Annotated in this window: 22 protein-coding genes; 16 read left to right on the top strand and 6 right to left on the bottom strand. The window is 38.8% G+C overall.

Annotated elements, in window-relative coordinates:
- Positions 1-33 precede the first annotated feature (33 nt).
- From AC1M9F_RS01815 to alr, 11 genes are all read left to right on the top strand, one after another.
- Positions 34-795 carry an RDD family protein gene (locus AC1M9F_RS01815; protein WP_092766178.1) on the top strand — a complete coding sequence of 254 codons (762 nt, stop codon included), beginning with the start codon at positions 34-36 and terminating at the stop codon, positions 793-795.
- A 289-nt stretch (positions 796-1,084) separates the two neighbouring features.
- The gene (cyoA, locus tag AC1M9F_RS01810) at positions 1,085-2,149 is read left to right on the top strand and encodes a ubiquinol oxidase subunit II (protein ID WP_035267063.1); all 1,065 of its coding nucleotides are present in this window, start codon (positions 1,085-1,087) and stop codon (positions 2,147-2,149) included.
- A gap of 3 nt (positions 2,150-2,152) precedes the next feature.
- The gene (gene cyoB, locus AC1M9F_RS01805) at positions 2,153-4,141 is read left to right on the top strand and encodes a cytochrome o ubiquinol oxidase subunit I (RefSeq protein WP_035267062.1); all 1,989 of its coding nucleotides are present in this window, start codon (positions 2,153-2,155) and stop codon (positions 4,139-4,141) included.
- Between the two features lie 4 nt (positions 4,142-4,145).
- Positions 4,146-4,763: a cytochrome o ubiquinol oxidase subunit III gene (gene cyoC, locus AC1M9F_RS01800; RefSeq protein WP_035267060.1), complete on the top strand. Its 618-nt coding sequence runs from the start codon at positions 4,146-4,148 to the stop codon at positions 4,761-4,763.
- Positions 4,760-5,092: a cytochrome o ubiquinol oxidase subunit IV gene (cyoD, locus tag AC1M9F_RS01795; RefSeq protein ID WP_171076771.1), complete on the top strand. Its 333-nt coding sequence runs from the start codon at positions 4,760-4,762 to the stop codon at positions 5,090-5,092. The genes cyoC and cyoD overlap by 4 nt, the downstream gene beginning before the upstream one ends.
- 10 nt (positions 5,093-5,102) lie before the next feature.
- The gene (gene cyoE / locus AC1M9F_RS01790) at positions 5,103-5,981 is read left to right on the top strand and encodes a heme o synthase (RefSeq protein ID WP_035267056.1); all 879 of its coding nucleotides are present in this window, start codon (positions 5,103-5,105) and stop codon (positions 5,979-5,981) included.
- Positions 5,982-6,285: 304 nt separating this feature from the next.
- Entirely contained in the window at positions 6,286-6,672 is a 387-nt protein-coding gene (gene rpsF, locus AC1M9F_RS01785) for a 30S ribosomal protein S6 (RefSeq protein ID WP_035267614.1), read from the top strand.
- A gap of 11 nt (positions 6,673-6,683) precedes the next feature.
- Positions 6,684-6,911 carry a 30S ribosomal protein S18 gene (rpsR, locus tag AC1M9F_RS01780; protein WP_004719336.1) on the top strand — a complete coding sequence of 76 codons (228 nt, stop codon included), beginning with the start codon at positions 6,684-6,686 and terminating at the stop codon, positions 6,909-6,911.
- Positions 6,912-6,920: 9 nt separating this feature from the next.
- Positions 6,921-7,367, top strand: coding sequence for a 50S ribosomal protein L9 (gene rplI, locus AC1M9F_RS01775; RefSeq protein WP_035267617.1), 447 nt, complete (start codon positions 6,921-6,923; stop codon positions 7,365-7,367).
- Between the two features lie 203 nt (positions 7,368-7,570).
- Positions 7,571-9,016, top strand: a complete 1,446-nt coding sequence (gene dnaB, locus AC1M9F_RS01770) for a replicative DNA helicase (RefSeq protein ID WP_035267619.1) — start codon at positions 7,571-7,573, stop codon at positions 9,014-9,016.
- Between the two features lie 113 nt (positions 9,017-9,129).
- On the top strand, positions 9,130-10,200 hold the full coding sequence (gene alr / locus AC1M9F_RS01765; RefSeq protein ID WP_481596899.1) for an alanine racemase: 1,071 nt from the start codon (positions 9,130-9,132) through the stop codon (positions 10,198-10,200).
- Between the two features lie 24 nt (positions 10,201-10,224).
- Here the strand turns inward: alr and AC1M9F_RS01760 are convergent, their stop codons facing one another.
- The 5 genes from AC1M9F_RS01760 to AC1M9F_RS01740 all read right to left on the bottom strand — a co-directional run bounded on the left by AC1M9F_RS01760 (position 10,225) and on the right by AC1M9F_RS01740 (position 14,457).
- A complete protein-coding gene (locus AC1M9F_RS01760) occupies positions 10,225-10,668 on the bottom strand; it encodes a BLUF domain-containing protein (protein ID WP_481596898.1) in 444 nt (147 codons plus the stop codon).
- Positions 10,669-10,746: 78 nt separating this feature from the next.
- Positions 10,747-11,481, bottom strand: a complete 735-nt coding sequence (locus tag AC1M9F_RS01755; protein ID WP_481596897.1) for a proteasome-type protease — start codon at positions 11,479-11,481, stop codon at positions 10,747-10,749.
- Positions 11,482-11,506: 25 nt separating this feature from the next.
- Positions 11,507-12,286 carry a transglutaminase family protein gene (locus tag AC1M9F_RS01750; protein WP_481596896.1) on the bottom strand — a complete coding sequence of 260 codons (780 nt, stop codon included), beginning with the start codon at positions 12,284-12,286 and terminating at the stop codon, positions 11,507-11,509.
- A complete protein-coding gene (locus AC1M9F_RS01745) occupies positions 12,283-12,885 on the bottom strand; it encodes a hypothetical protein (protein WP_481596895.1) in 603 nt (200 codons plus the stop codon). Before AC1M9F_RS01745 ends, AC1M9F_RS01750 begins: the two co-directional genes overlap by 4 nt.
- Positions 12,886-12,906: 21 nt before the next feature.
- Entirely contained in the window at positions 12,907-14,457 is a 1,551-nt protein-coding gene (locus tag AC1M9F_RS01740) for a circularly permuted type 2 ATP-grasp protein (protein ID WP_481596894.1), read from the bottom strand.
- 226 nt (positions 14,458-14,683) lie between these two features.
- Between AC1M9F_RS01740 and AC1M9F_RS01735 the strand changes: the two genes are divergently transcribed.
- The gene (locus tag AC1M9F_RS01735; protein ID WP_035267629.1) at positions 14,684-15,682 is read left to right on the top strand and encodes a helix-turn-helix transcriptional regulator; all 999 of its coding nucleotides are present in this window, start codon (positions 14,684-14,686) and stop codon (positions 15,680-15,682) included.
- Between the two features lie 391 nt (positions 15,683-16,073).
- Here AC1M9F_RS01735 and mnmG read toward each other — a convergent pair whose 3' ends face one another.
- Complete coding sequence (gene mnmG, locus AC1M9F_RS01730; RefSeq protein WP_035267630.1) at positions 16,074-17,954, bottom strand: tRNA uridine-5-carboxymethylaminomethyl(34) synthesis enzyme MnmG; 1,881 nt, start codon at positions 17,952-17,954, stop codon at positions 16,074-16,076.
- 258 nt (positions 17,955-18,212) lie between these two features.
- On the opposite strand from mnmG, the gene AC1M9F_RS01725 reads away from it, so the two are divergent.
- The 4 genes from AC1M9F_RS01725 (at position 18,213) to AC1M9F_RS01710 (ending at position 21,512) form a co-directional block, all read left to right on the top strand.
- Positions 18,213-18,569 (top strand): hypothetical protein, encoded by a 357-nt coding sequence (locus AC1M9F_RS01725; RefSeq protein WP_035267631.1) that lies wholly within the window; start codon positions 18,213-18,215, stop codon positions 18,567-18,569.
- A 133-nt stretch (positions 18,570-18,702) separates the two neighbouring features.
- Entirely contained in the window at positions 18,703-19,602 is a 900-nt protein-coding gene (locus AC1M9F_RS01720; RefSeq protein ID WP_092766166.1) for a bile acid:sodium symporter family protein, read from the top strand.
- A 136-nt stretch (positions 19,603-19,738) separates the two neighbouring features.
- Complete coding sequence (gene prmA / locus AC1M9F_RS01715) at positions 19,739-20,638, top strand: 50S ribosomal protein L11 methyltransferase (protein WP_092766267.1); 900 nt, start codon at positions 19,739-19,741, stop codon at positions 20,636-20,638.
- Between the two features lie 19 nt (positions 20,639-20,657).
- A complete protein-coding gene (locus AC1M9F_RS01710; protein WP_481596893.1) occupies positions 20,658-21,512 on the top strand; it encodes a DUF3426 domain-containing protein in 855 nt (284 codons plus the stop codon).
- Positions 21,513-21,573: the final 61 nt, after the last annotated feature.

The following is a 21,573-nucleotide window of genomic DNA, read 5'->3' as shown; positions in this document are numbered from 1 at the left end:
ATTATTTTTAGTAATTTTTGAGAAATTAGGTTTATGCAAATTTACTTGGCGAGAAATAATCAACAAGCTGGACCGTATACGGTAGAGCAGTTAAATCAAATGCTCTCGAGCCAACAAGTTTTACTCACAGACTTGGTCTGGCATCAAGGTATGACTGAATGGAAAGCTTTAGGTGAACTCACTCAAGGAAAATTATATTACCAACCTGAAGGCTATCAACCCACTCCACCAGCACAACAAAGCTATTCAAATCCTTCAATTTCGAGTGTCAATGTTCAAAAGAATACTGCACAGCAAGAACTTGCCTCAATTGGATCACGATTTTTAGCTAAACTCGTTGATCTGGCGCTGTGGTTGCCTGCCATGGTGATTCCTTCATTCTTTATGCAGGAAGAACAAGTTGCTCAATTGACTGAACTTCAGCAAAAAATGCAGAATGCTAGCTCATCAGATCAAGCAATCAAATTACAGGAACAGTTATTTACACTGATTCCAATGGAAGCTTGGCAAGCAATGTTGGTTTACATTGTATTAATGCTAGCTGCTCAAGCATTTTTAATTGCGAAAAGTGGTCAAAGTTTAGGTAAAAAAGTAGCAAAAATTCAAATTGTTGATGCTGAAAATGGACAGCAAGTAAACTTAATGCGCGCATTCACATTGCGTAGTGTGATTTTTATTGTATTGAATTTACTCTTTATGCCATTCATTACCATCATTGATCATGCCTTCGGTCTAAGTCAAAAAAGACAAACTTTGCACGATAAATTAGCAAAGACTAAAGTCATAAAACGATAATTTTTATCTTAGGGGAGCAAATGCTCCCCTTTGTTTTGCCTCTGTTTTCACATCAAAAGTAATCAATTCTTCAACCAATTCCGACCAAACAAATTGGGTTTAATCCTTATATTTAAAGGCACTTTACATATAGCTTAGTTGGTCGTTATAGGGCATAATGCCCTACAACGTAGCGGTGTCATATGACTGAAATTCAGTAAATGTAATTTTCTGTTTTTCAATCATGTGACACTATAATCGCTATCCCATAATTTTATTAGGGAATGGGACTCTTCACCGAGGTTGTAAAATGAGACAAACAATTTTAGCTGTATTGTCTTTATCAACGCTTGCCGTGCTCTTAACAGGGTGTGGCGGTGATATGGTACTTCTAAACTCAAAAGGTCCAGTAGCACAAGGTCAGTCTGATCTTATGATGACTGCGATCTACCTCATGCTATTGGTAGTAATTCCATCAGCATTGATGGCTTTATGGTTTAGTTGGAAATATCGTGCGTCAAATAAAGATGCAGACTATAAACCTACATGGGCACACTCTACTATTATTGAAATCGTAGTGTGGGGTATCCCGTGTATTATTATTGGTATTTTAGCGTATTTAACATGGTGGGGCTCACACAAGTATGACCCTTATCGTCCGCTAGAATCAGAGAAATCACATTTAACTATTCAAGTTATTGCTGAACAGTTTAAATGGGTTTTTGTTTACCCTGAACAAGAAATTGCAACAGTTAACGAAGTTCGTTTCCCAGAAAAAACTCCGATTAATTTCAATATCACCTCTAACTTCACAATGAACTCTTTCTTCATTCCTCAGTTAGCGGGTCAGATTTATGCAATGGCGGGTATGCAAACTCAACTTCACGTCCTTGCGGATAATGAAGGTGTATACCGTGGTTTCTCTTCGAACTATTCAGGCTATGGTTTCACACAAATGCGCTTCCAAGCTCATTCTGTTTCAGAAGCTAAGTTCGCTGAATGGGTGTCTGCAGTAAAAGCTGGTAACGGTACTTCAATTAACCCTGAAGCTGTTCAAAAAACAGTTTTAGACCAAGCTGAATTTGCAACCTTGCGTGATGGTAACCGTTCAGAGAAACAAATCGCTGCGATGGTTCGTAACGCTAAAACCGATCTAGAGAAGCAACAAGCTGAAATTGCTCAAAAAGAAGGTCCATATAAGGCACATCCTCATCCTGTGACTTACTACTCTTCTGTTGAAAAAGGCTTGTTTGAATCAATTATCAACAAATACATGGCAAACTACCACGGTGCAGATCACTCAGCTAAAGCTGAAGGTCATGCTGTAGTTGCTGATGTAAATGCTGAACCTGCTTCTTCAGTTGTAGGGGAATAAGACATGAGCTTCTTAGGTAAGTTAAGTGTAGATGCTATCCCGTACGATCCAATCGTACAGGTAACAGTGTTAATGATGATTTTAGGTGGTATTGCAGTATTTGCTGGCATCACTTATTTCAAAAAATGGGGCTACTTGTGGAACGAATGGTTCACATCTGTAGACCATAAAAAAATTGGTATTATGTACCTTATCGTTTCTGTGATCATGTTATTACGTGGTTTCGCGGATGCGATTATGATGCGTCTTCAATTGTTCCTTGCAAAAGGCGGCGGCGAAGGCTATCTACACCCTGAACACTACGACCAGATTTTCACCGCACATGGTGTAATCATGATTTTCTTCGTAGCGATGGGTCTTGTAGTGGGTATGATGAATATTTCTGTTCCACTACAAATTGGTGCGCGTGACGTAGCATTCCCATTATTAAACTCTTTAAGCTTCTGGTTATTCGCTGGTGCTGCTGGTTTGATGATGGTTTCTCTTGCGCTTGGTGAGTTTGCGGCAACTGGTTGGATGGCTTACCCTCCTCTTTCAGGTATCGAATACTCTCCTGGTGTTGGTGTTGACTACTATATCTGGGCACTTCAGATCTCTGGTCTTGGTACACTTCTTACTGGTGTTAACTTCTTCGTTACCATCATTAAAATGCGTGCTCCTGGCATGGGTCTTATGGATATGCCGATCTTTACGTGGACATCTTTATGTACTGCAGTATTGATCATCGCATCATTCCCAGTGTTGACTGCAACAATTGCAATGTTAACGCTTGACCGTTACTTCGGTTTCCACTTCTTTACAAATGACATGGGTGGTAGCCCAATGTTGTATGTAAACTTGATTTGGACATGGGGTCACCCAGAAGTTTATATCTTGATCTTACCTGCATTCGGTCTATTCTCTGAGATTACTTCTGTATTCTCTCGTAAGACATTGTTTGGTTACAAATCAATGGTGTATGCAACGATCGCGATTACAGTTCTTGCATTCGTTGTATGGTTACACCACTTCTTTACAATGGGTTCAGGTGCCAACGTTAACGCGTTCTTCGGTATCATGACCATGATTATCGCGATTCCTACAGGTGTGAAAATCTTCTCTTGGTTATTCACAATGTATAAGGGTCGTATTACCTTCACATCACCTATGTACTGGACAGTTGGCTTCTTAGTGACTTTCGGTATCGGTGGTTTGACTGGTGTACTTATGGCGGTTCCACCTGCGGACTTCCTTGTACACAACTCACTATTCTTAATCGCTCACTTCCATAACGTAATTATTGGTGGTGTTGTATTTGGTATGTTTGCTGGTATTACTTTCTACTGGCCGAAAATGTTCGGTTGGCAGTTAAGTGAATTCTGGGGCAAAGCATGCTTCTGGTTCTGGTTCTTCGGTTTCTACTTCGCGTTCATGCCATTGTATATCCTAGGTTTCATGGGTATGACTCGTCGTCTAAACTCGTATGACAACCCAGACTGGGATCCATATGTTGGTATCGCATTATTCGGTGCTGTATTAATCGCAATTGGTATTGCTTGTTTCATCATGCAAATCATTGTTGGTTTCTTACAACGCGAACAAACTCGTGACGTTACAGGCGATCCATGGGATGCACGTACGCTTGAATGGGCGACTTCATCTCCAGCTCCATTCTATAACTTTGCAGTATTGCCTCAAGCGAACGGTATCGACCGCTTCTGGACTGACAAAGAAAATGGTGTAGCTTACGCACGTCCTGCTAAATATGAAGATGTTCATATGCCAACTAACCGTGCTGCGGGTGTACTTATTGCACTGATCATCACTGTTATGGGCTTTGCACTTATCTGGCACATTTGGTGGTTAGCGATTGTTTCTTTCGTTTCTGCAATCATCGGCTTTATCTGGAGCTCATTCACGAAGAAAGTGGATTACTATGTTCCAGCTGCTGAAGTAGAACGTATTGAAAACGAACGTTATGCGTTACTCGAAAAACACTTGAAGAAGGACTAAGGATATGGCTGAAGTACTTCATCACGAAAACCACGAGCATGATGAACATCATCACGATGATACAGACATCACGGTCTTTGGTTTTTGGACTTACTTGATGAGTGACTTGATTTTATTCGGTACACTCTTCATCGCGTTCGCTGTATTAAGCAGTCATATTCCACCTGGCACTCCAAGTGCAAAGGATCTTTTTGCAGATTCTTTAGGTTTCGTTTTAACTGAAACTTTCGCACTTTTGATTTCATCAGTGACATTTGGTTTTGCGGTACTTGCTTCTTACAAGAAAAATGTTGGTCAAGTTCTAGCTTGGTTAGCAGTTACATTTGTATTCGGTGCAATCTTCATCGGCATGGAACTTTATGAATTTAATCATTTAGTTCATGCTGGTCATGGACCAAGCGTTAGTGCGTTCTTATCTGCGTTCTTTACTTTAGTTGGTACGCACGGTATTCACGTTACTTCTGGTTTGGTATGGATGATCGTGTTGATGATTCAAATCAAAAAATATGGTTTGACTACAATCAATACTCGTCGTCTTGCTTGCCTAAGCTTGTTCTGGCACTTCCTTGACATCGTATGGATCTGCGTATTCAGCGTAGTGTACTTAATGGGAGTATTATAATGAGTCATGATCATAATGCTGCTGGTGCATCACACGGTAACGTAAAGCAATACACAATCGGTTTTGTACTTTCTGTTTTATTGACTGTAGTTCCATTCTACATGGCAATGAATACTGATAGCTTCAGCCGTGGTGCAATTATTGCTGTTATCGGTATTACAGCTGTTGCTCAGGTACTTGTACAATTAGTTTACTTCTTGCACATGAACTCATCTTCAGAGCAACGTTGGAACGTGATTGCATTTATCTATACAATTCTAACTATTGCTGTTCTTTTAGTTGGTTCTGTATGGATCATGAACTACTTACATTCAAACATGATGATCTAAACTGATTGTCATGTTTAAAAAGTACTTATTCCTGACTAAGCCAGGAATTCTCTTTGGTAACTTTGTTACCACTTTGGGTGGCTACTTTGTAGCTACCCAAGGTTCAGTAGATTTCCTTCTCCTGCTTCTTACCCTCATTGGCACTACCCTCGTAGTTGCATCTGGATGTGTGGTTAATAACGTTATTGATCAAGACATCGACCAAAAAATGCAGCGCACTCAAAATCGTGCGTTAGTTAAGAAAACCATTTCTGTTCAAATTGCATTAGCTTTTGCTTTGCTATTAGGCATACTCGGTTTTGGTATTTTATGGTTTTGGGTAAATGCGTACGCTTTTTTATTCGCAGTTATTGGTTTTGTTGTATATGTTGGTTTTTACAGCTTATGGACAAAACGAACAACGATCCACCAAACTGTGGTCGGTAGTATTTCTGGTGCAGCCCCCCCTGTCATTGGATATACAGCGGTCGCGAATCAATTCGATTTAGGTGCGCTACTCATTTTCTTGGGTTATGCATTTTGGCAAATGCCTCACTCATGGGGAATTGCAATTTATCGTTTTGATGATTACAAAAATGCGGGTATTCCGATTCTCCCTGTTGCGCGCTCGATTGTTCGCACCAAGATCGAATCGCTGATTTACATTGTGCTATTTGCAATCTCAATGAACGCTTTATTTGTATTTGGCTATGCAAATTGGCTTTATTGTATAATTCTCAATGTATTGACTGTTTATTGGCTATATTTAAATATCATTGGATTTAAAGCTGAAAATGATCAATTATGGGCAAAGAAATATTTCTTATTCTCTGTTCTCCTAATTACGATTATCAGTATTTGCTTTAGTTTTACTGCTACTGCACCAATAAACAATCTTGTCATTTTTTAAAAGATAGAGAAGCCTCTATCTTTTTTTATCTTCGCTTTAAGCAGTCTATAAATGTCTATACTCAACACTACCTTCAAATACTTTCTAAAAGTAAGTTAATTTTCAAAATTGAATAGTCCAATTTATTTTCTTCGTCGTTATATTTTGCTTTATTTTTCTTGTAATCCCCTGCCGACATCCTTACAATACAGCTTCGCATTTTTTTGCGACACATTAAGTTTTTTTGAAACCAATAAAATTTATTTGTGACTCCTTGCTTCTAACAAATGCGTTAGGGGCTGCATAAAACCGTAAGGAGCTGACAATGCGTCACTACGAAATCGTAATTCTGGTACATCCAGACCAAAGCGATCAAGTGGTAGGTATGGTAGAACGCTATATCTCTCACATTAAAGATGCTGAAGGTCAAATTCACCGTCTTGAAGATTGGGGCCGTCGCCAATTGGCTTACCCAATTAACAAAATTCACAAAGCGCACTACATTTTAATGAACGTTGAATGTAACCAAACTACGCTTAATGAATTGGAAGAATTATTCCGTTACAACGATGCTATTCTTCGTAACGTTATTATTCGTCGTGAAAACGCAATCACTGAAGAGTCTTTATTGGCTAAGAGTGCTGAAGAAAAACGTGCGCGTAAAGCTCAACGTGAAGAAGCACAACAAGCTCAAGACTCTGCTGAAGCATAAGGAGAACATCAATGGCACGTTTCTACCGTCGTCGTAAGTTCTGCCGCTTTACAGCTGAGAACGTTACATATATCGACTATAAAGATATCGATACTTTAAAACAGTACATCACTGAAAACGGCAAGATTGTTCCTAGCCGTATTACAGGTACTAAAGCTCGTTACCAACGTCAATTAGCTCTTGCTATCAAACAAGCTCGCTACTTAGCGTTGATTCCTTACACTGACAATCATAAGTGAGGTTGAGCTGTGGATATTATCTTATTACAACGCATTAAGAACCTTGGTAAATTAGGTGATAAAGTTTCAGTTAAAGCTGGTTACGGCCGCAACTACTTAATCCCTCAAGGTAAAGCAGTTGCTGCTACTGAAGCTAATACTGCTGCATTTGAAGCTCGTCGTGCTGAACTTGAGAAGCAAGAAGCTGAAGTATTAGCTGCTGCTCAAGCACGTGCTGACCAATTGAACGAAGTAAATATCGTAATCACTGCGAAAGCTGGTGACGAAGGTAAACTATTTGGTTCTATCGGTACTCGTGACATCGCTGACGCGTTGACAAATGCTGGTCTTGAAGTTGACCGTGCTGAAGTTCGTTTACCGAACGGTGCACTTCGTCACACTGGCGAATTCAACATCGCAATCCAATTGCACCATGATGTTGTTGCTGAAGTTCTCGTTACTATCGTATCTGAGTAATTTTATGCAAAGAAAAAGAGCATGCATCAGCATGCTCTTTTTTTATCCCTAATAATTATAAAATTTGATTTAGCAAGCTGAAATTTAGACTTAGTTTTTTATTTGTTATCGATATTATTTGTTGCACTGTCTTGCTTGTGCATTTTGGATTAAGATAAGTCTCCCCTATTCATTTTCGTAATTATTGTAAATCAAGGTTTTATATGTCTCAGGCGACTGCCAAAAAAAATACGAATAACACTGAATTAGATTTGCTAAAGAGTGAATCTTCAGCACTCAAAGAGTTTCGTACGCCTCCGCACAATCTTGCTATTGAACAGGCTGTTCTTGCCGCACTCATGACAGTAGCTGAGTCATTCGAACAGGTCAGCGATATATTAACCGAGAATGATTTTTACGCGACTCGACATAAATATATTTTTAGAGCAATTGAAAAACTTTCTAAAGAAAGTTCACCTTATGATGCCGTATTGGTCAATGATTGGTTAATCAAACAGAACCTGCTTGATGCGATTGGCGGTGAAGAATATTTAATGCAATTGATGGCGGATTCTCCATCAAGCTTTTATAACCTTGAAACTTATGCCAATAAAATACGTGAATTTGCAACTTTGAGAAATATGATCAAAGTTGGTAATGAAATTCTACAAAATGCGTATGACACGAAAGGTCGAGAAGTCAGTGAAATTTTAGATTTAGCTGAGACCAGTATCTTTTCTTTGGCTGAACAACACAATAACAATGCTAAAGCTCAAGGTCCAAAAGCAATTAATACCGTTGTCGCAGATGTATTCGATAAACTCAACGAATTATCACAACTTGATGGGAATATTACAGGTCTGACCACAGGATTTGTGGAGCTTGATAATAAAACATCAGGTATGCAAGCTGGAGATATGATCGTCGTTGCTGCCCGTCCATCAATGGGTAAAACAACTTTCGCAATGAATTTAGTCGAAAGTGTGCTATTCAATTGCAACCTTCCTGCTCTCGTATTCTCCATGGAGATGCCTGCTGACTCTATTGCCATGCGTTTAATTTCCTCGTTTGGTAAAGTGCACCAAGGACATTTGCGATCTGGCAAATTAGATGGCGAAGAATGGAACAAGGTCACAGGAACGATTCTTCAACTGCAAGAGAAGCATCTCTATATTGATGATTCATCTGCCCTCCCACCGACTGAAATGCGCGCACGTGCAAGACGTATCGCGAAACAACACGGTGGTAAACTGGGTTGCATCATGGTCGATTACCTGCAGTTAATGAAAGTACCAGGTATGGGTGATAACCGTGTGGGTGAAATTGGTGAAATTTCTCGAAGCTTGAAAGCATTGGCGAAAGAGATGCATTGTCCTGTGATTGCACTTTCGCAGCTTAACCGCTCACTCGAAAACCGTCCTAATAAACGTCCTGTGATGTCAGACTTACGTGAATCTGGAGCAATTGAGCAGGATGCCGATTTGATCATGTTCATCTACCGTGATGAGGTATATAACAAAGAATCTAAAGAAGCAGGAACTGCCGAAATCATTATCGGTAAACAACGTAATGGTCCAATTGGTACCGTTCGACTCGCTTTTGAAGGTCAATATACGCGTTTCAGTAACCTATCACCTGAATATTATGCACAAAACCAAGAAGAAGAGTAATTTTGCTTTGATCAATTCGTAGTTGAGAACGCTTGAATTGAACTGACCACAATTATCTTTTTTTTCAGTTTAAAAGATTTAACCTTTCCACATGCCTCTAGGAGTAAATTAGAGTGCGCCAAGCAACGGTTTGTATTGACACACACGCATTGCAATACAATTTAAATCGCGTGAAACAACTTGCACCAAACTCTAAAGTTGTAAGTATGGTTAAGGCAAATGCTTATGGTCATGGAGTCTCAGATTGCTTAGCCGCATTGAGCCAGTCTGAAGCTTTTGGCGTTGCATGTTTAGAAGAAGCACTTGAAATACGTGAATTAGGTTTTAAACAACCTATCACATTAATTGAAGGTGTTTTTTCTGAAGATGAAATCAAAATTGCGATTGAGCAACATATTGAAGTAATCGTTCATCATCATCAACAACTGCAGTGGTTGTTGCAAGTTAAAGATGCTTATATCGCCAGAAATCTAAAAGTATGGGTTAAATTAAATAGCGGAATGAACCGTTTAGGCTTCAAAATTGATGTAATCAAATCGATTATTCATCAATTAAAAAATGAAGGTTTTACCTGTGTACTTGCAATGCATTTTGCTAATGCAGATGTTGATCACCCTTTAAATGAACAACAAATATCTCAATTTCTTGAAGTAAAACAAGATTGTGCACCAATTTTAGCTTCGTGTTGTAATTCAGCGGCAATTTATAAATACCCTGAATTGCATTTTGACTATGTTCGTCCTGGTATTATGCTGTACGGCGCAACGCCATTTGCAGATCGTGACGTCCACGCTCTAGATTTAAAACCTGTCATGACATTTAATGCTGAGATCATTGCACTTAACGCCATTCAATCAGGTGAAGCTGTAGGTTATGGCTCAACCTTTGTTGCACAGCGACCTATGCAATTAGCTATTGTCTCGATCGGATATGGTGACGGGTATCCAAGAGCTTTTATTCGTGAGAATTCAGTTTCATTTAAAGGTCAATTGACCCCAGTGATCGGTCGGGTTGCCATGGATATGATTGCCATAGATGTCACTGATCTCAACGCAAAAATTGGTGATCTAGTAGAATTATGGGGTAAACATCGTTTAGTGGATGATGTTGCTGAAGCGAATGGCACGATTGGTTATGAGTTGTTATGTCGATTAAGCCAACGTCCGAAGCGTCTCAAAATGTAATGAGCGAATTCAATCAACGTAATGCTAAACAGCATTACGTTGTAGTTCATGAAAATCCGTATCCTGAGCGCGTGTCAAAAATCGAATTAAATAATCAGCTTGATCTTGAGTAAACTGTGTTGGCGTAAATTGACTAAATCCCATATCTATTAATGCCTGCTTCACTGGACTTTGTCGTCCTACAAACTTCATAGACCATTCTTGAAATTGTTTTTTTTCAATATTTTTTCGCTGAAATAGGCGAATTTGATGATGGCGTTTATCCTTGTGAAGCTTTTGCAACAATATATCTAGTGTGGCTTCATCACCCTCTAGACATTGAAAATAGTGCCCATCTGCATAATAAAGTGCTCCAGAAATTTGATGCTCAAAATTGAAATGACGGGCTTCAGTCAAGATTTCACGAACATCAATCAATAACCGACTTGCATCTGCAGTTGACACACTCGCATAACTGAACTGTTGCATTGCTTCCCCTAATTTTTATAGTAATGATTTAATATTCAATGCAACTCAATTTAATCTAAACTTAATCATAAAGCAAAATTATTGCCAATAGTCTGCTGTTGGACGTGGCAAACCGTTTAATCCTTGACGCAAAGTATCTGACCAAAGTTTACTAATAGATGAGAAATATGGATCATCATCATGAATACGTTTAGACAATGGAATCGCAAAACTATCTTTTTTATAAATACATGCATCTAGTGGTAAGCCCACAGAAACATTAGATCTAAGGGTTGAATCAAATGAAATTAAACCGCATCTTAATGCTTCATCTAACTCAGTATTGTAATTTAATGCACGATCTAAAATTGGTTTACCGTATTTACTTTCCCCAATCTGAAAAAAGGGCGTATCTGACGTCGCATTGATAAAATTACCCTGAGGATAAATATTATATAACTGAATATCCTCCCCTTGAATTTGACCAGAAAGTAAAATCGTACAGTGATAATTACTTTGCTCTAGTTGATCAGTAGTCACATCCATAATGACACGCTTTAAAGTATGACCAACCAATTCAGCCATCTCGAACATGCTATTCACACTATACAAATTAGGTTCGTGTTTTAAATCTAGCTGATTCTGCAAATGTCCTATAACGGCTTGTGTCGTCGCCAAATTACCCGCAGTTTGTATACTGATAAAACGCTCACCCTCAACACTGAAAAGATAAAGTTTACGAAATACAGAGATATGATCTACACCTGCATTTGTTCGCGTGTCACTGATACAAATTAAGCCATCACGTAAACGCATAGCACAACAATAGGTCATTGAAATATCTCTTCTAAATTTTGTTCTAACACGGTAATACCTGAACGATGGTCGTCATACTCTCCACGCCACCAGCTTCTCGCACACCTCTGATAGGTGCAACGTCCCAATAATCACGCCCTAATGCAATATAAATGTGTGAACTTGGCGTATAGAGCTGATTGCTAACATCAAATGTATACCAAACTCCATCTATATAAGCTTCAGCCCAAGCATGGCTCGCCAAATGAATCATTTCCGGAACGTAAAGATATCCAGAAACATAGCGCGCAGGAATATTTAACTCTCTACACATACCTACAAATACATGAGTATGATCCTGACATACCCCTTGTTGATGATGGAATGCATCTATTGCCGTAGTATTCACTTGAGTAGAATCTGAAATATATGGCATATGCTCAAGCAATGCAGAACTTAAATGTTTTAATTCATCACGAGTCTTTTTACTCACATGCTGAGCTGCAAAAGCTTTCATTTCAGCATCACATTGAGTCGCTGGGGTAATTTGTAGAAAAATACCGACTGGCACTTCTGACTCAATAGCTTGTTCTGAAACTGTATCGATTTCAATAATGCCCTGCGCCATAATACTTAAATTTTGATATGCATAGCGCTGAGTCGAAGTGATCCAAATATTATTAAAGGCATCTATTGCTTCGACCTTATGACCAGGAATACTCACTGACCAAGCATCTACTTTTTGGTGAGCATTACTTTGAGGACACATTCGTATATATTGGATACTATTTTTTGCTGTTTCCGTATATTCATAATGGGTTTGATGATTAATCATCAATTTCATGCATCCACCTCAAATAAACATTGCACCTGATCATTCAATTGGTAAAAGCTATTAGCATTTGGATGCGCTAAAAGATGTTGCCAAGCCTCATCTAAACTGTCCCATCCTTTAGATTTCAACAGTTCAATCACAACACTTAAAGAATTGATTGTAGAATTAACATCCTGATTCAATCTTATTTCACGATCAAGATTTTCGAAATATTGTCCTAGACTAAAAAACAGAAAAATGTCTTCATTTTCAGCTTCTAGAATATCGCTACACTCATCAACAACAGTACAAATTAATCCTGCATTTTGTGTCGCTGTATCCACCATCTGTTGTAATTCTGAATAAGCCTGAACTGACAATACACCACGTAAATCTTGAATATTATTTTTCACATATTCAAATTGTTGAAAAAAAGAAGCTGGCTGATCATTACTCAGAATCAGCTCATTGAGCGAACACGCATTAAAAGCAGGTAAGCAAAAAGCATGGGCATACTGCAATGCTTGAACATCATCTTGAAATGGAAACTGACCACATAAATGTTGAATACGAGATAAATAACGGCCAACCCAGTAAATATTTTGTGCATTGCTGTTTAATATAATCATGACAAGCTCCTGGTTGTATATTTATGAATGTAGCGGATCTATAACCCACGTATCTTTAATGCCACCACCCTGCGATGAATTTACAACTAATGCCCCTTCTTGCATCGCAACTCGGGTTAAACCTCCCGGCACGATTTCTGTACGATACGGTGAACTTAAAATAAACGGTCTTAAATCAATATGGCGTTCAGCGATGCCGAATTCAGTTAAAGTGGGAGCGACTGAAAGCGCTAAAGTTGGTTGTGCAATGTAAGCATGCGGCTGTGCAATTAACTTTAATCTAAATTGTTCAATTTCTTGTTCGGTCGCTTTAGGACCAATTAACATGCCATAACCGCCTGAACCTTGCGCCTCTTTAACCACTAACTTTTCTAAATTACAAAGTACATAATCGAGTTCTTCACGTTCACGACATTGGTAAGTCGGTACGTTATTTAAAATTGGCTTCTGGTTTAGATAGTAATCAATCATTTTATCGACATAAGGATAGATTGATTTGTCATCTGCTACCCCCGTGCCAGGCGCATTTGCAATCACGACATTGTGTTGTAAGTATGCAGACATTAGGCCAGGTACACCTAATGTACTGTCTGGCATAAAACACAATGGATCAAGAAATCCATCATCTAGGCGTCGGTAAATTACATCGACTTGTTTTTTACCCCAAACGGTTTTGGCATAGACCTTAGCATTTTCAACAAATAAATCCTGACCTGTAACTAGAGGAACATCCATCTCACGTGCGAGGAAGCAATGCTCATAATATGCACTGTTATATCGACCCGGTGTAAGCACCACGATAAATGGATTATCTACTTCAGCATTTTCCTCGAGTATTTGTCTTAAAAGTTGTGGGTATTGCTCTACACCTTGTAAATTTGATGACTTACAAAGTTCGGGCATCATTTTTTCACTAATTTTTCGACTTTCCAACATATAAGACACGCCTGATGGTGTTCTTAAATTGTCTTCTAATACAAAGAAGTCACCTTGCTGATCACGAATAATATCGATTCCGCTAATTTGACTATAAACTTTACCTTTCAATGAATGTTTATACATCAATGGTTGGTATGCCTCATGAGTGAGCACTTGCAGCTCAGGCACTAAACCATCTTTTAAAATCGCCTGATTATGGTAAATATCATCTAAAAAAAAGTTCAATGCTTGCACTCTTTGTGCACAGCCTTGCTCTATTTTGTGCCATTGTTGTTTGGCAATTACACGTGGAATTAAGTCATAAGGAATAATACGATCTGTACCCTCAGCATCACCATAGACTGTAAATGTAATGCCCTGATAGAGGAAATGTTCCTTCGCTTGATGATTTAATGATTTCAGCTCATCCAAGCTTCTTTCACATAACCAATTTTCGATTTTGCTAGATGCCTCTAAGCCAATCGTTTTATCATCTAAAAGTTCATTATAAAATTCAGATTTAAGTTGATCGAACAAGTACGCAGTGCTGTTTTGTTTAACTTCGATCTGCTTAGATTTTTCGAAAGCTTCGACGGTATGATCAGCCTTAAAATTTGCGAGAATTGAAGTGGTATCTTTTTCCTCTTTTAGCATACATACCTCTTAATTGTTATCAATTGTAAACAAAATTAAGCAATTTCAATGCCAAAAATTTACCTATTCATCTATTAATGCCCCATTTTTGAAGCATTCACAACGAAAAATGGCCTAAAGATGTATCGAAATATAGTCAATAGCTTCACTTTCCATGCTTGCTTATCTCTTAAAGATTTTTTATTGTGTGTTTGAAAAATATTTTCTCTTTATTCATTAGTTGATTATGTCCTCTCAAGAAAAAGAAACATCGAATAGCTTATATCGACAGTGGCAAATTCTTTCACGCTTAACCACTGGTAAATGGATGGGTACACGAGAGTTGCAAGAGACCCTGCAAAGAGAAGGTATTGAAATCAGTTTAAGAACCATTCAACGTGATTTAAATCAAATTTCTCAAAGATTTCCTATTGAGAGTAATAAAACTGTACCACAAGGTTGGCGTTGGCGATCAGATGCCCCTATTCAAAGCTTGCCGCATATGACCAGCTCACAAGCAGTCACCTTTATGATGGTTGAAGAACATTTGAAGCATTTGCTTCCACCAAGTTTAATTGAGGAGATGAACCCTTGGTTCGAACTTGCAAAACGCAGCTTATCTACACAAAATAACGTACGTCAGTGGATTAACCGTGTCCGTATTGTCCCAGCAAGCCAGCCCTTGATCCCTCCTGTTGTAGAGAAACATGCGCAGCAAGCCATTTATGAAGGTCTATTACAAGATAAACAGATCGAATGCATATATCGTGCGCGTGGACCTGAAAGTGAAGAACGTAGTTATACCTTAAACCCGCTTGCATTGGTTCAAAAGGGTTCAATCATTTATTTGATTTGTACTCGACATGACAAATCAGAAGTTCAAACCTTTGCTTTACATCGTTTTAAATCTGCAAAAGTTCTAGAGCAACGCGCCTTACACCCTGTTGACTTTGATATTGATGCTTACATTGAATCTGGTGCGCTCGGCTTCAGAGTTGATTTCAATAAACCCACTGAGCTCGTTCAACTCGAACTCTTTATGAATAAAGCTGATGCACTTTACTTTTCCGAAAGCCAACTCAGTAAAGATCAATCCATCACACAAGTATCTGATGATCTCTTTAAAGTGGTGGCTAATGTGCCCTTTACTTCACAATTGGTTTGGTGGCTCAGAAGCTTCGGCAAAAAAATCATTCGTATTGAACCGCTCGATGTATTTAACGCCGTTCATGAAATTGAAAATTAAAAAAGAGCCAAATTGGCTCTGAAGATTTTTTATTATCATATTTTCAGTATTGCGCTGATTTCTTATTGTGTTGAGTTTAAATACGTGAACTAAACTCCCCTTTAGCCCACGTACACTTTTCAATGTCGTTGGATTATGATTTACATCGTGCAGCATGCAATTTCATAACCATTATAACGAATACGCTTCATCGTCATGGCCTTTCCTCTTTGTTGTGAACGTAGAATCAATATAACGACATCAACTTGGATTGAGAAATAATCATAATTTCTTTATTAATCTCTATTCTTGTTAAACGTAAATAATAAATTATTTATCTTATTTATGAATAAATCGTTATATGAGGATCAAAAAAACCCGCATCAAGCGGGTTTTTTGGACTGCAACAGGCTTAAGCAGATTTTTTAGTTTGTGCATTCTTACGAATCGTAATCATCACCAATTGAACAGCAGCAGGTGTAACGCCCGGAATACGACTTGCTTGAGCGAGAGTTTCAGGGCGAACTTCTTTGAGTTTCAAAGTAATTTCACGAGATAAACCAGATACCACGTCATAATTAAAATCGGCTGGAATCTTAGTCTCTTCTAAGCGCTTCATTTGCGCTACATCCTGATGCTGACGGTTAATATAACCCTCATATTTAACTGCAATCTCAATTTGGTCACCCACTTGAGCAGAAACATCAGAACCAGTGAGTTCCGCAATTTGAGCAAAAGTAATGTTCGGACGTTTCAACAAATCAATTGCAGAACATTCTTTAGAAAGATCCGCACCTGTCATTTCAACGAATTTTTTACCCATTGGATTGTTAGGTGCAGCCCAAAGATGTTGTAAACGACCTGTTTCACGCTCAACCGCTTCCATTTTTTCGCAGTACGCTGCCCAACGCTCGTCATCCACAAGACCCATTTCACGACCGATTGGTGTCAAACGTTGGTCTGCATTATCTTCACGAAGCATCAAACGATATTCCGCACGTGAGGTAAACATACGGTACGGTTCTTTCGTACCTAAAGTGATTAAGTCATCGACCAATACACCCATGTACGCTTCATCACGCTTCGGTGTCCATTGTTCTTGATCCCACGCACGGCGTGCAGCATTCAAACCTGCAAGTAAACCCTGTGCACCGGCTTCTTCATAACCTGTCGTACCGTTAATTTGACCCGCAAAGTACAAGTTATTAATCGCTTTAGTCTCTAAAGTGAATTTCAAAGCTTGTGGGTTGAAGTAATCATATTCAATCGCATAACCCGGACGAAGAATGTGCGCATTTTCCATACCACGGATTGAGCGTACTAACTCAAACTGAACATCAAATGGAAGCGATGTAGAAATACCATTTGGATAAAGTTCATGTGTATCTAGGCCTTCAGGCTCAAGGAATACTTGATGAGAATCTTTATCGGCAAATTTATGAATTTTATCTTCGATTGACGGACAGTAACGTGGACCTACACCTTCAATCACACCAGTATACATTGGTGAACGGTCTAGGCCGCCACGGATAATCTCATGTGTTTTTTCATTGGTATGCGTGATGTAGCAGTTGACTTGCTCTGGGTGCATAGATGCATCACCCATAAATGACATCGTTGGTGATGGGAAATCACCCGGCTGTGGTGTCATCACAGAGAAATCTACAGAACGTGCATCAATACGTGGTGGCGTACCTGTTTTTAAACGACCTACTGGCAATTGAAGCTCACGTAAACGGTGCGCTAAAGAAATTGAAGGTGGATCACCTGCACGACCGCCGCTTGATTTCTCAAGACCAACATGAATCACGCCACCCAAGAATGTACCAGCGGTTAACACGACTGTTTTCGCATCAAAGCGAATCCCCATTTGTGTTACCACACCTTTAACGGTATCGCCGTCAACAATGAGATCATCTGCTGCTTGTTGGAAAATATCAAGATTGGCTTGATTTTCTAATGTTTCGCGAATAGCCGCTTTATAACGTACACGGTCAGCCTGCGCACGCGTTGCACGAACTGCAGCACCTTTACGTGAGTTCAGAATACGGAACTGAATACCACCCTTGTCTGCAGCGAGTGCCATCGCACCACCTAAGGCATCAATTTCGCGAACAAGGTGTGATTTACCAATACCACCAATCGCTGGGTTACAGCTCATCTGCCCTAAAGTCTCAATATTATGAGTTAAGAGTAAAGTCTGTCGACCCATACGTGCCGCAGCAAGCGCTGCTTCTGTACCAGCGTGTCCGCCACCGATAACAATGACATCGTAAACTTTAGGATAATGCATAGTGGTATATGAGGAGATAAAAATAATGACAGAAAATTATAGCAAATTTTGTTTGCCTTGAGACAATCGAGAACAATTTAATTCTAATTTTTTTGAAGTCCAATAATATAAACCATATTGATATAAAAATTTATAAATTTTGCAGATTTAAGTGATTTTTTAACAATTTAGAAAATTTATTTACAGCATTGCCCTTCCATTGATTTGACTATTTTTTCAACATAATCATGTCATATTTTTTAACAAGAGTATACGAACATGAAAGTCCAGTTATTTACGATGTCAATGTTATGTTGTTTGGGTCTAAGCGTAAGTAGTATGAGTATTGCGAATGACAAAGTTGATAATGCCTATAATGCCAAACAATTCCAAAGCGTATGTAAGGGTAAAAGCGAAGGTGATGCTGTCAGTTTCCCATATAAAGGAATCATTTGGAATGGTACTTGCCAAACTCAATTTTTCCCAACCCAAAGTAAAGATTTGAAAGGAAATGAAGAGCAGCTTAATTCAGCTTGTAAGTCTGATGCAGCGAGTGTTTCAGTAAATATCGAAGGTCAAGAATATAAAGGCAAATGTGCACTCGGATATGCGCCACCGATGCCAAAAGCGTCTTAACCCAATTTTTTTAAATTCGACCATTTATGCAACCAATTGAAAAATTGGTTGCTTTTATTTATTGATAACGATAAAACCAACTTAAAAATAACGATCTATTTACATATAACACAACAAAATTCAGGATGAATTTATGGACACAGGGATCCTCACGATTTTTTTACCTTTAGCACTTGCAATTGTGATGGCGGGTTTAGGACTTGAACTCACTGTTCAAGATTTTCTACGCGTTCGCAAACACCCTAAAGCAGTGCTCATCGCATTATTTTCCCAACTCGTCATTTTGGTTGGCGTTGCATTTATTATATGTAAAATACTCAATCTTACGCCTTACTTGGCTGTCGGCTTAGTGTTGCTTGCTGCCTCACCAGGGGGTGCGACAGCCAATCTGTTTAGCTATTTATATAAAGGTGATGTTGCGCTCAACATCACCTTGACTGCGATTAATGCCATTATTGCTGCAGTGACCTTGCCGCTGATCGTGAATTTTGCAATCACCCATTTCATTCAGGATTCAACTCAAATTGGTCTACAATTTAGTAAAATTTTACAAGTGTTTGCCATTATTCTTATTCCAGTTGCCCTCGGTATGTTTGTGCGCTACAAATTTCCAAATGTTGCAACTAAACTAGAAAAACCAGTGCGTATTTTTGCCGTTGTATTCTTAGTGTTAATTATTGTCGGTGCAGTACTTTCTGAACGTGCCAACATTATGAATTATCTTGCTCAAATTGGTTTGGCGACAGCGTTATTTTGTATCGCAAGTCTTAGCGTCGGTTATTTTCTCCCTCGCTTCTTTGGTGTACCGAGTTTTCAAGCAAGAGCGTGTGCTTTTGAAATTGGTATCCATAACAGTACTTTGGCCATGGCGATTGCAATCACGATAATGAATAGCAGCGAAATTGCGATGCCAGCAGCTGTTTATTCAATCTTTATGTATATCTTCGCTGCTATTTTCGGCATGTTGCTGAATCGTTTTGCACCATTAGACCATCCGGCTGAGTTAACTCGAAACCACTCACAAATTAACTGATATTAATTTGAGTTAACCAACTCATCTTAAAGGCACTGTAATCGTGCCTTTATTTATGCTTCAGGTTTTATCTGCATTCTTAAAGCGAATACAGTACAATGCTAACTCTCGTATTGCATATTTAGGTTTTTTTACTGTGAAGTGGTTACAAATCCATATTACTGTCGATCAAGCACAAGTTGATTTTACTGAAACATTATTATTATCTCTTGGTGCAGTCAGTGTGACGCTAGATGATGCAGAAGATCAAGCGTTATTAGAACCACTTCCAGGTGAGACGCCGCTTTGGAACAAAGTCATCGTAACGGGTATTTACGCTCAAGAAGATGATGAAGAAATCGATGTCGTCGCACTAGAAACTTTCATTAAAGACCAGATGCCTGAAGCGCCTTTACGTTATGAGTTTATCGAAGATCAAGAGTGGGAACGCACTTGGATGGATGCATATGAGCCAATTCAAATTGGTGAAAAATATTGGATCGTGCCTGAGTGGATGGAAGCACCTGAAGCGGATGCGGTCAATATTAAATTAGATCCAGGCCTAGCTTTTGGTACAGGTAATCATGCTTCAACATTCCTCTGCCTACAATGGTTAGGTAAAACCGATGTAAAAGACAAAATCGTCATCGATTACGGCTGTGGTTCTGGCATTCTAGGTGTTGCTGCCCTATTGCTGGGTGCAAAAAAAGTATATGCAACAGATATTGATCCTCAAGCTGTACTCGCTACACAACAAAATGCTGAATTAAATGGCGTTCTCGAAAATTTATATGTCGGCTTACCTGAAGAATTTAATCAAGCACTCGGTGAGCAAAAGGCAGATGTATTTGTCGCAAATATTCTTGCTGGCCCACTGATGGCACTTGCTGAGGAGTTTTCAACACTCATTCAACCTGAGGGTGAATTCGCACTAGCCGGTATTATTGAGGAGCAAGTTGATGATGTTTCTCGTGTTTATGCTGATTTTTTTGATATATTAGACAAAGAAAAGCGTGATGAAAATTGGTACCGTCTTTCTGGGAAACGCCATAAATAAGTAGAGCTTAATTTAAGATATGAGTGATAAACAAACCCGCTGCCCAAATTGCTCCACAATTTACAAGGTATCAGTCACCCAGTTAACTGTTGCCGAGGGTATGGTTTGTTGTCCTAAATGTTCTGCTGAGTTTAATGCGCTTCTACATCTATTCAATCCTCAACCGAAAGTGATTGAACCTTTAATCACAGAAGCCCAAGACAGTACAGCACCATCTGAAGATGTGATTGAACCTAAACAAGAACAACACCTATTGGATATTTTCGATCGTAAAGTTGCAAATTCAAACATAACCTTGCGTACGTATTTAAATAACTTAAATACGTTCAATCATGATCCGATTACCAACTACCCTTCTTTAAATCTTTCATCATCAATCCATGCCAATAGCCAATCGAAACCAAGAACTAGGCTTTATATTGCGACATGGGCGATCGTAAATACAATTTTAGCGTTATTACTGGTTTTTCAATTTTTATGGTTTAACCCAAATGTATTGCAACGCTCACCTGCGCTAAATCAGGCATTTATATCAGCATGTAACTTATTTAATTGTGACACGCTTGATGAACGCTATACCCATATAAAAGTACAAGACCTCAATATTGAGTCAACATCAGCGATCTCCACTGTTTTTTCAGGTCACTTGGTGAACCAATATAGCAAAGGGCTAAAACTGCCTCTGTTGAAAATAAGCATTTTTCAACAAGGTAAATTGATTTCATCCTCTATTAAAGCACCCAATGAATATTTAGTAGAAAGTTTGCATGGAATTACACGAATTCCTCAAGACAGTCCATTTGGTTTCAAATTTAGTATAAATTTTTCCCAATCTGAGTTTGACAATTATAAATTGGAAGTTATACGACCATAAGATCAAAAAAAACGATAAAAAAATTAAAAAAAATGTAGTTTTCTTGCTCACTTTTTCATAG

Source organism: Acinetobacter sp. ANC_7504, assembly GCF_056779995.1.
This window is presented reverse-complemented; position numbering and strand designations above follow the sequence as displayed.

Excerpts from the sequence above, each read along its gene's own strand:
- rpsR (WP_004719336.1), top strand. The coding sequence starts at position 6,684 with ATGGCACGTTTCTACCGTCGTCGTAAGTTCTGCCGCTTTACAGCTGAG.
- AC1M9F_RS01760 (WP_481596898.1), bottom strand. The coding sequence starts at position 10,668 with ATGCAACAGTTCAGTTATGCGAGTGTGTCAACTGCAGATGCAAGTCGG.
- AC1M9F_RS01745 (WP_481596895.1), bottom strand. The coding sequence starts at position 12,885 with ATGATTATATTAAACAGCAATGCACAAAATATTTACTGGGTTGGCCGT.
- AC1M9F_RS01710 (WP_481596893.1), top strand. The coding sequence starts at position 20,658 with ATGAGTGATAAACAAACCCGCTGCCCAAATTGCTCCACAATTTACAAG.
- cyoB (WP_035267062.1), top strand. The coding sequence starts at position 2,153 with ATGAGCTTCTTAGGTAAGTTAAGTGTAGATGCTATCCCGTACGATCCA.
- AC1M9F_RS01735 (WP_035267629.1), top strand. The coding sequence starts at position 14,684 with ATGTCCTCTCAAGAAAAAGAAACATCGAATAGCTTATATCGACAGTGG.
- AC1M9F_RS01740 (WP_481596894.1), bottom strand. The coding sequence starts at position 14,457 with ATGCTAAAAGAGGAAAAAGATACCACTTCAATTCTCGCAAATTTTAAG.
- AC1M9F_RS01750 (WP_481596896.1), bottom strand. The coding sequence starts at position 12,286 with ATGAAATTGATGATTAATCATCAAACCCATTATGAATATACGGAAACA.
- AC1M9F_RS01725 (WP_035267631.1), top strand. The coding sequence starts at position 18,213 with ATGAAAGTCCAGTTATTTACGATGTCAATGTTATGTTGTTTGGGTCTA.
- rpsF (WP_035267614.1), top strand. The coding sequence starts at position 6,286 with ATGCGTCACTACGAAATCGTAATTCTGGTACATCCAGACCAAAGCGAT.
- AC1M9F_RS01720 (WP_092766166.1), top strand. The coding sequence starts at position 18,703 with ATGGACACAGGGATCCTCACGATTTTTTTACCTTTAGCACTTGCAATT.
- dnaB (WP_035267619.1), top strand. The coding sequence starts at position 7,571 with ATGTCTCAGGCGACTGCCAAAAAAAATACGAATAACACTGAATTAGAT.
- mnmG (WP_035267630.1), bottom strand. The coding sequence starts at position 17,954 with ATGCATTATCCTAAAGTTTACGATGTCATTGTTATCGGTGGCGGACAC.
- cyoC (WP_035267060.1), top strand. The coding sequence starts at position 4,146 with ATGGCTGAAGTACTTCATCACGAAAACCACGAGCATGATGAACATCAT.
- cyoA (WP_035267063.1), top strand. The coding sequence starts at position 1,085 with ATGAGACAAACAATTTTAGCTGTATTGTCTTTATCAACGCTTGCCGTG.
- AC1M9F_RS01815 (WP_092766178.1), top strand. The coding sequence starts at position 34 with ATGCAAATTTACTTGGCGAGAAATAATCAACAAGCTGGACCGTATACG.
- cyoE (WP_035267056.1), top strand. The coding sequence starts at position 5,103 with ATGTTTAAAAAGTACTTATTCCTGACTAAGCCAGGAATTCTCTTTGGT.
- AC1M9F_RS01755 (WP_481596897.1), bottom strand. The coding sequence starts at position 11,481 with ATGACCTATTGTTGTGCTATGCGTTTACGTGATGGCTTAATTTGTATC.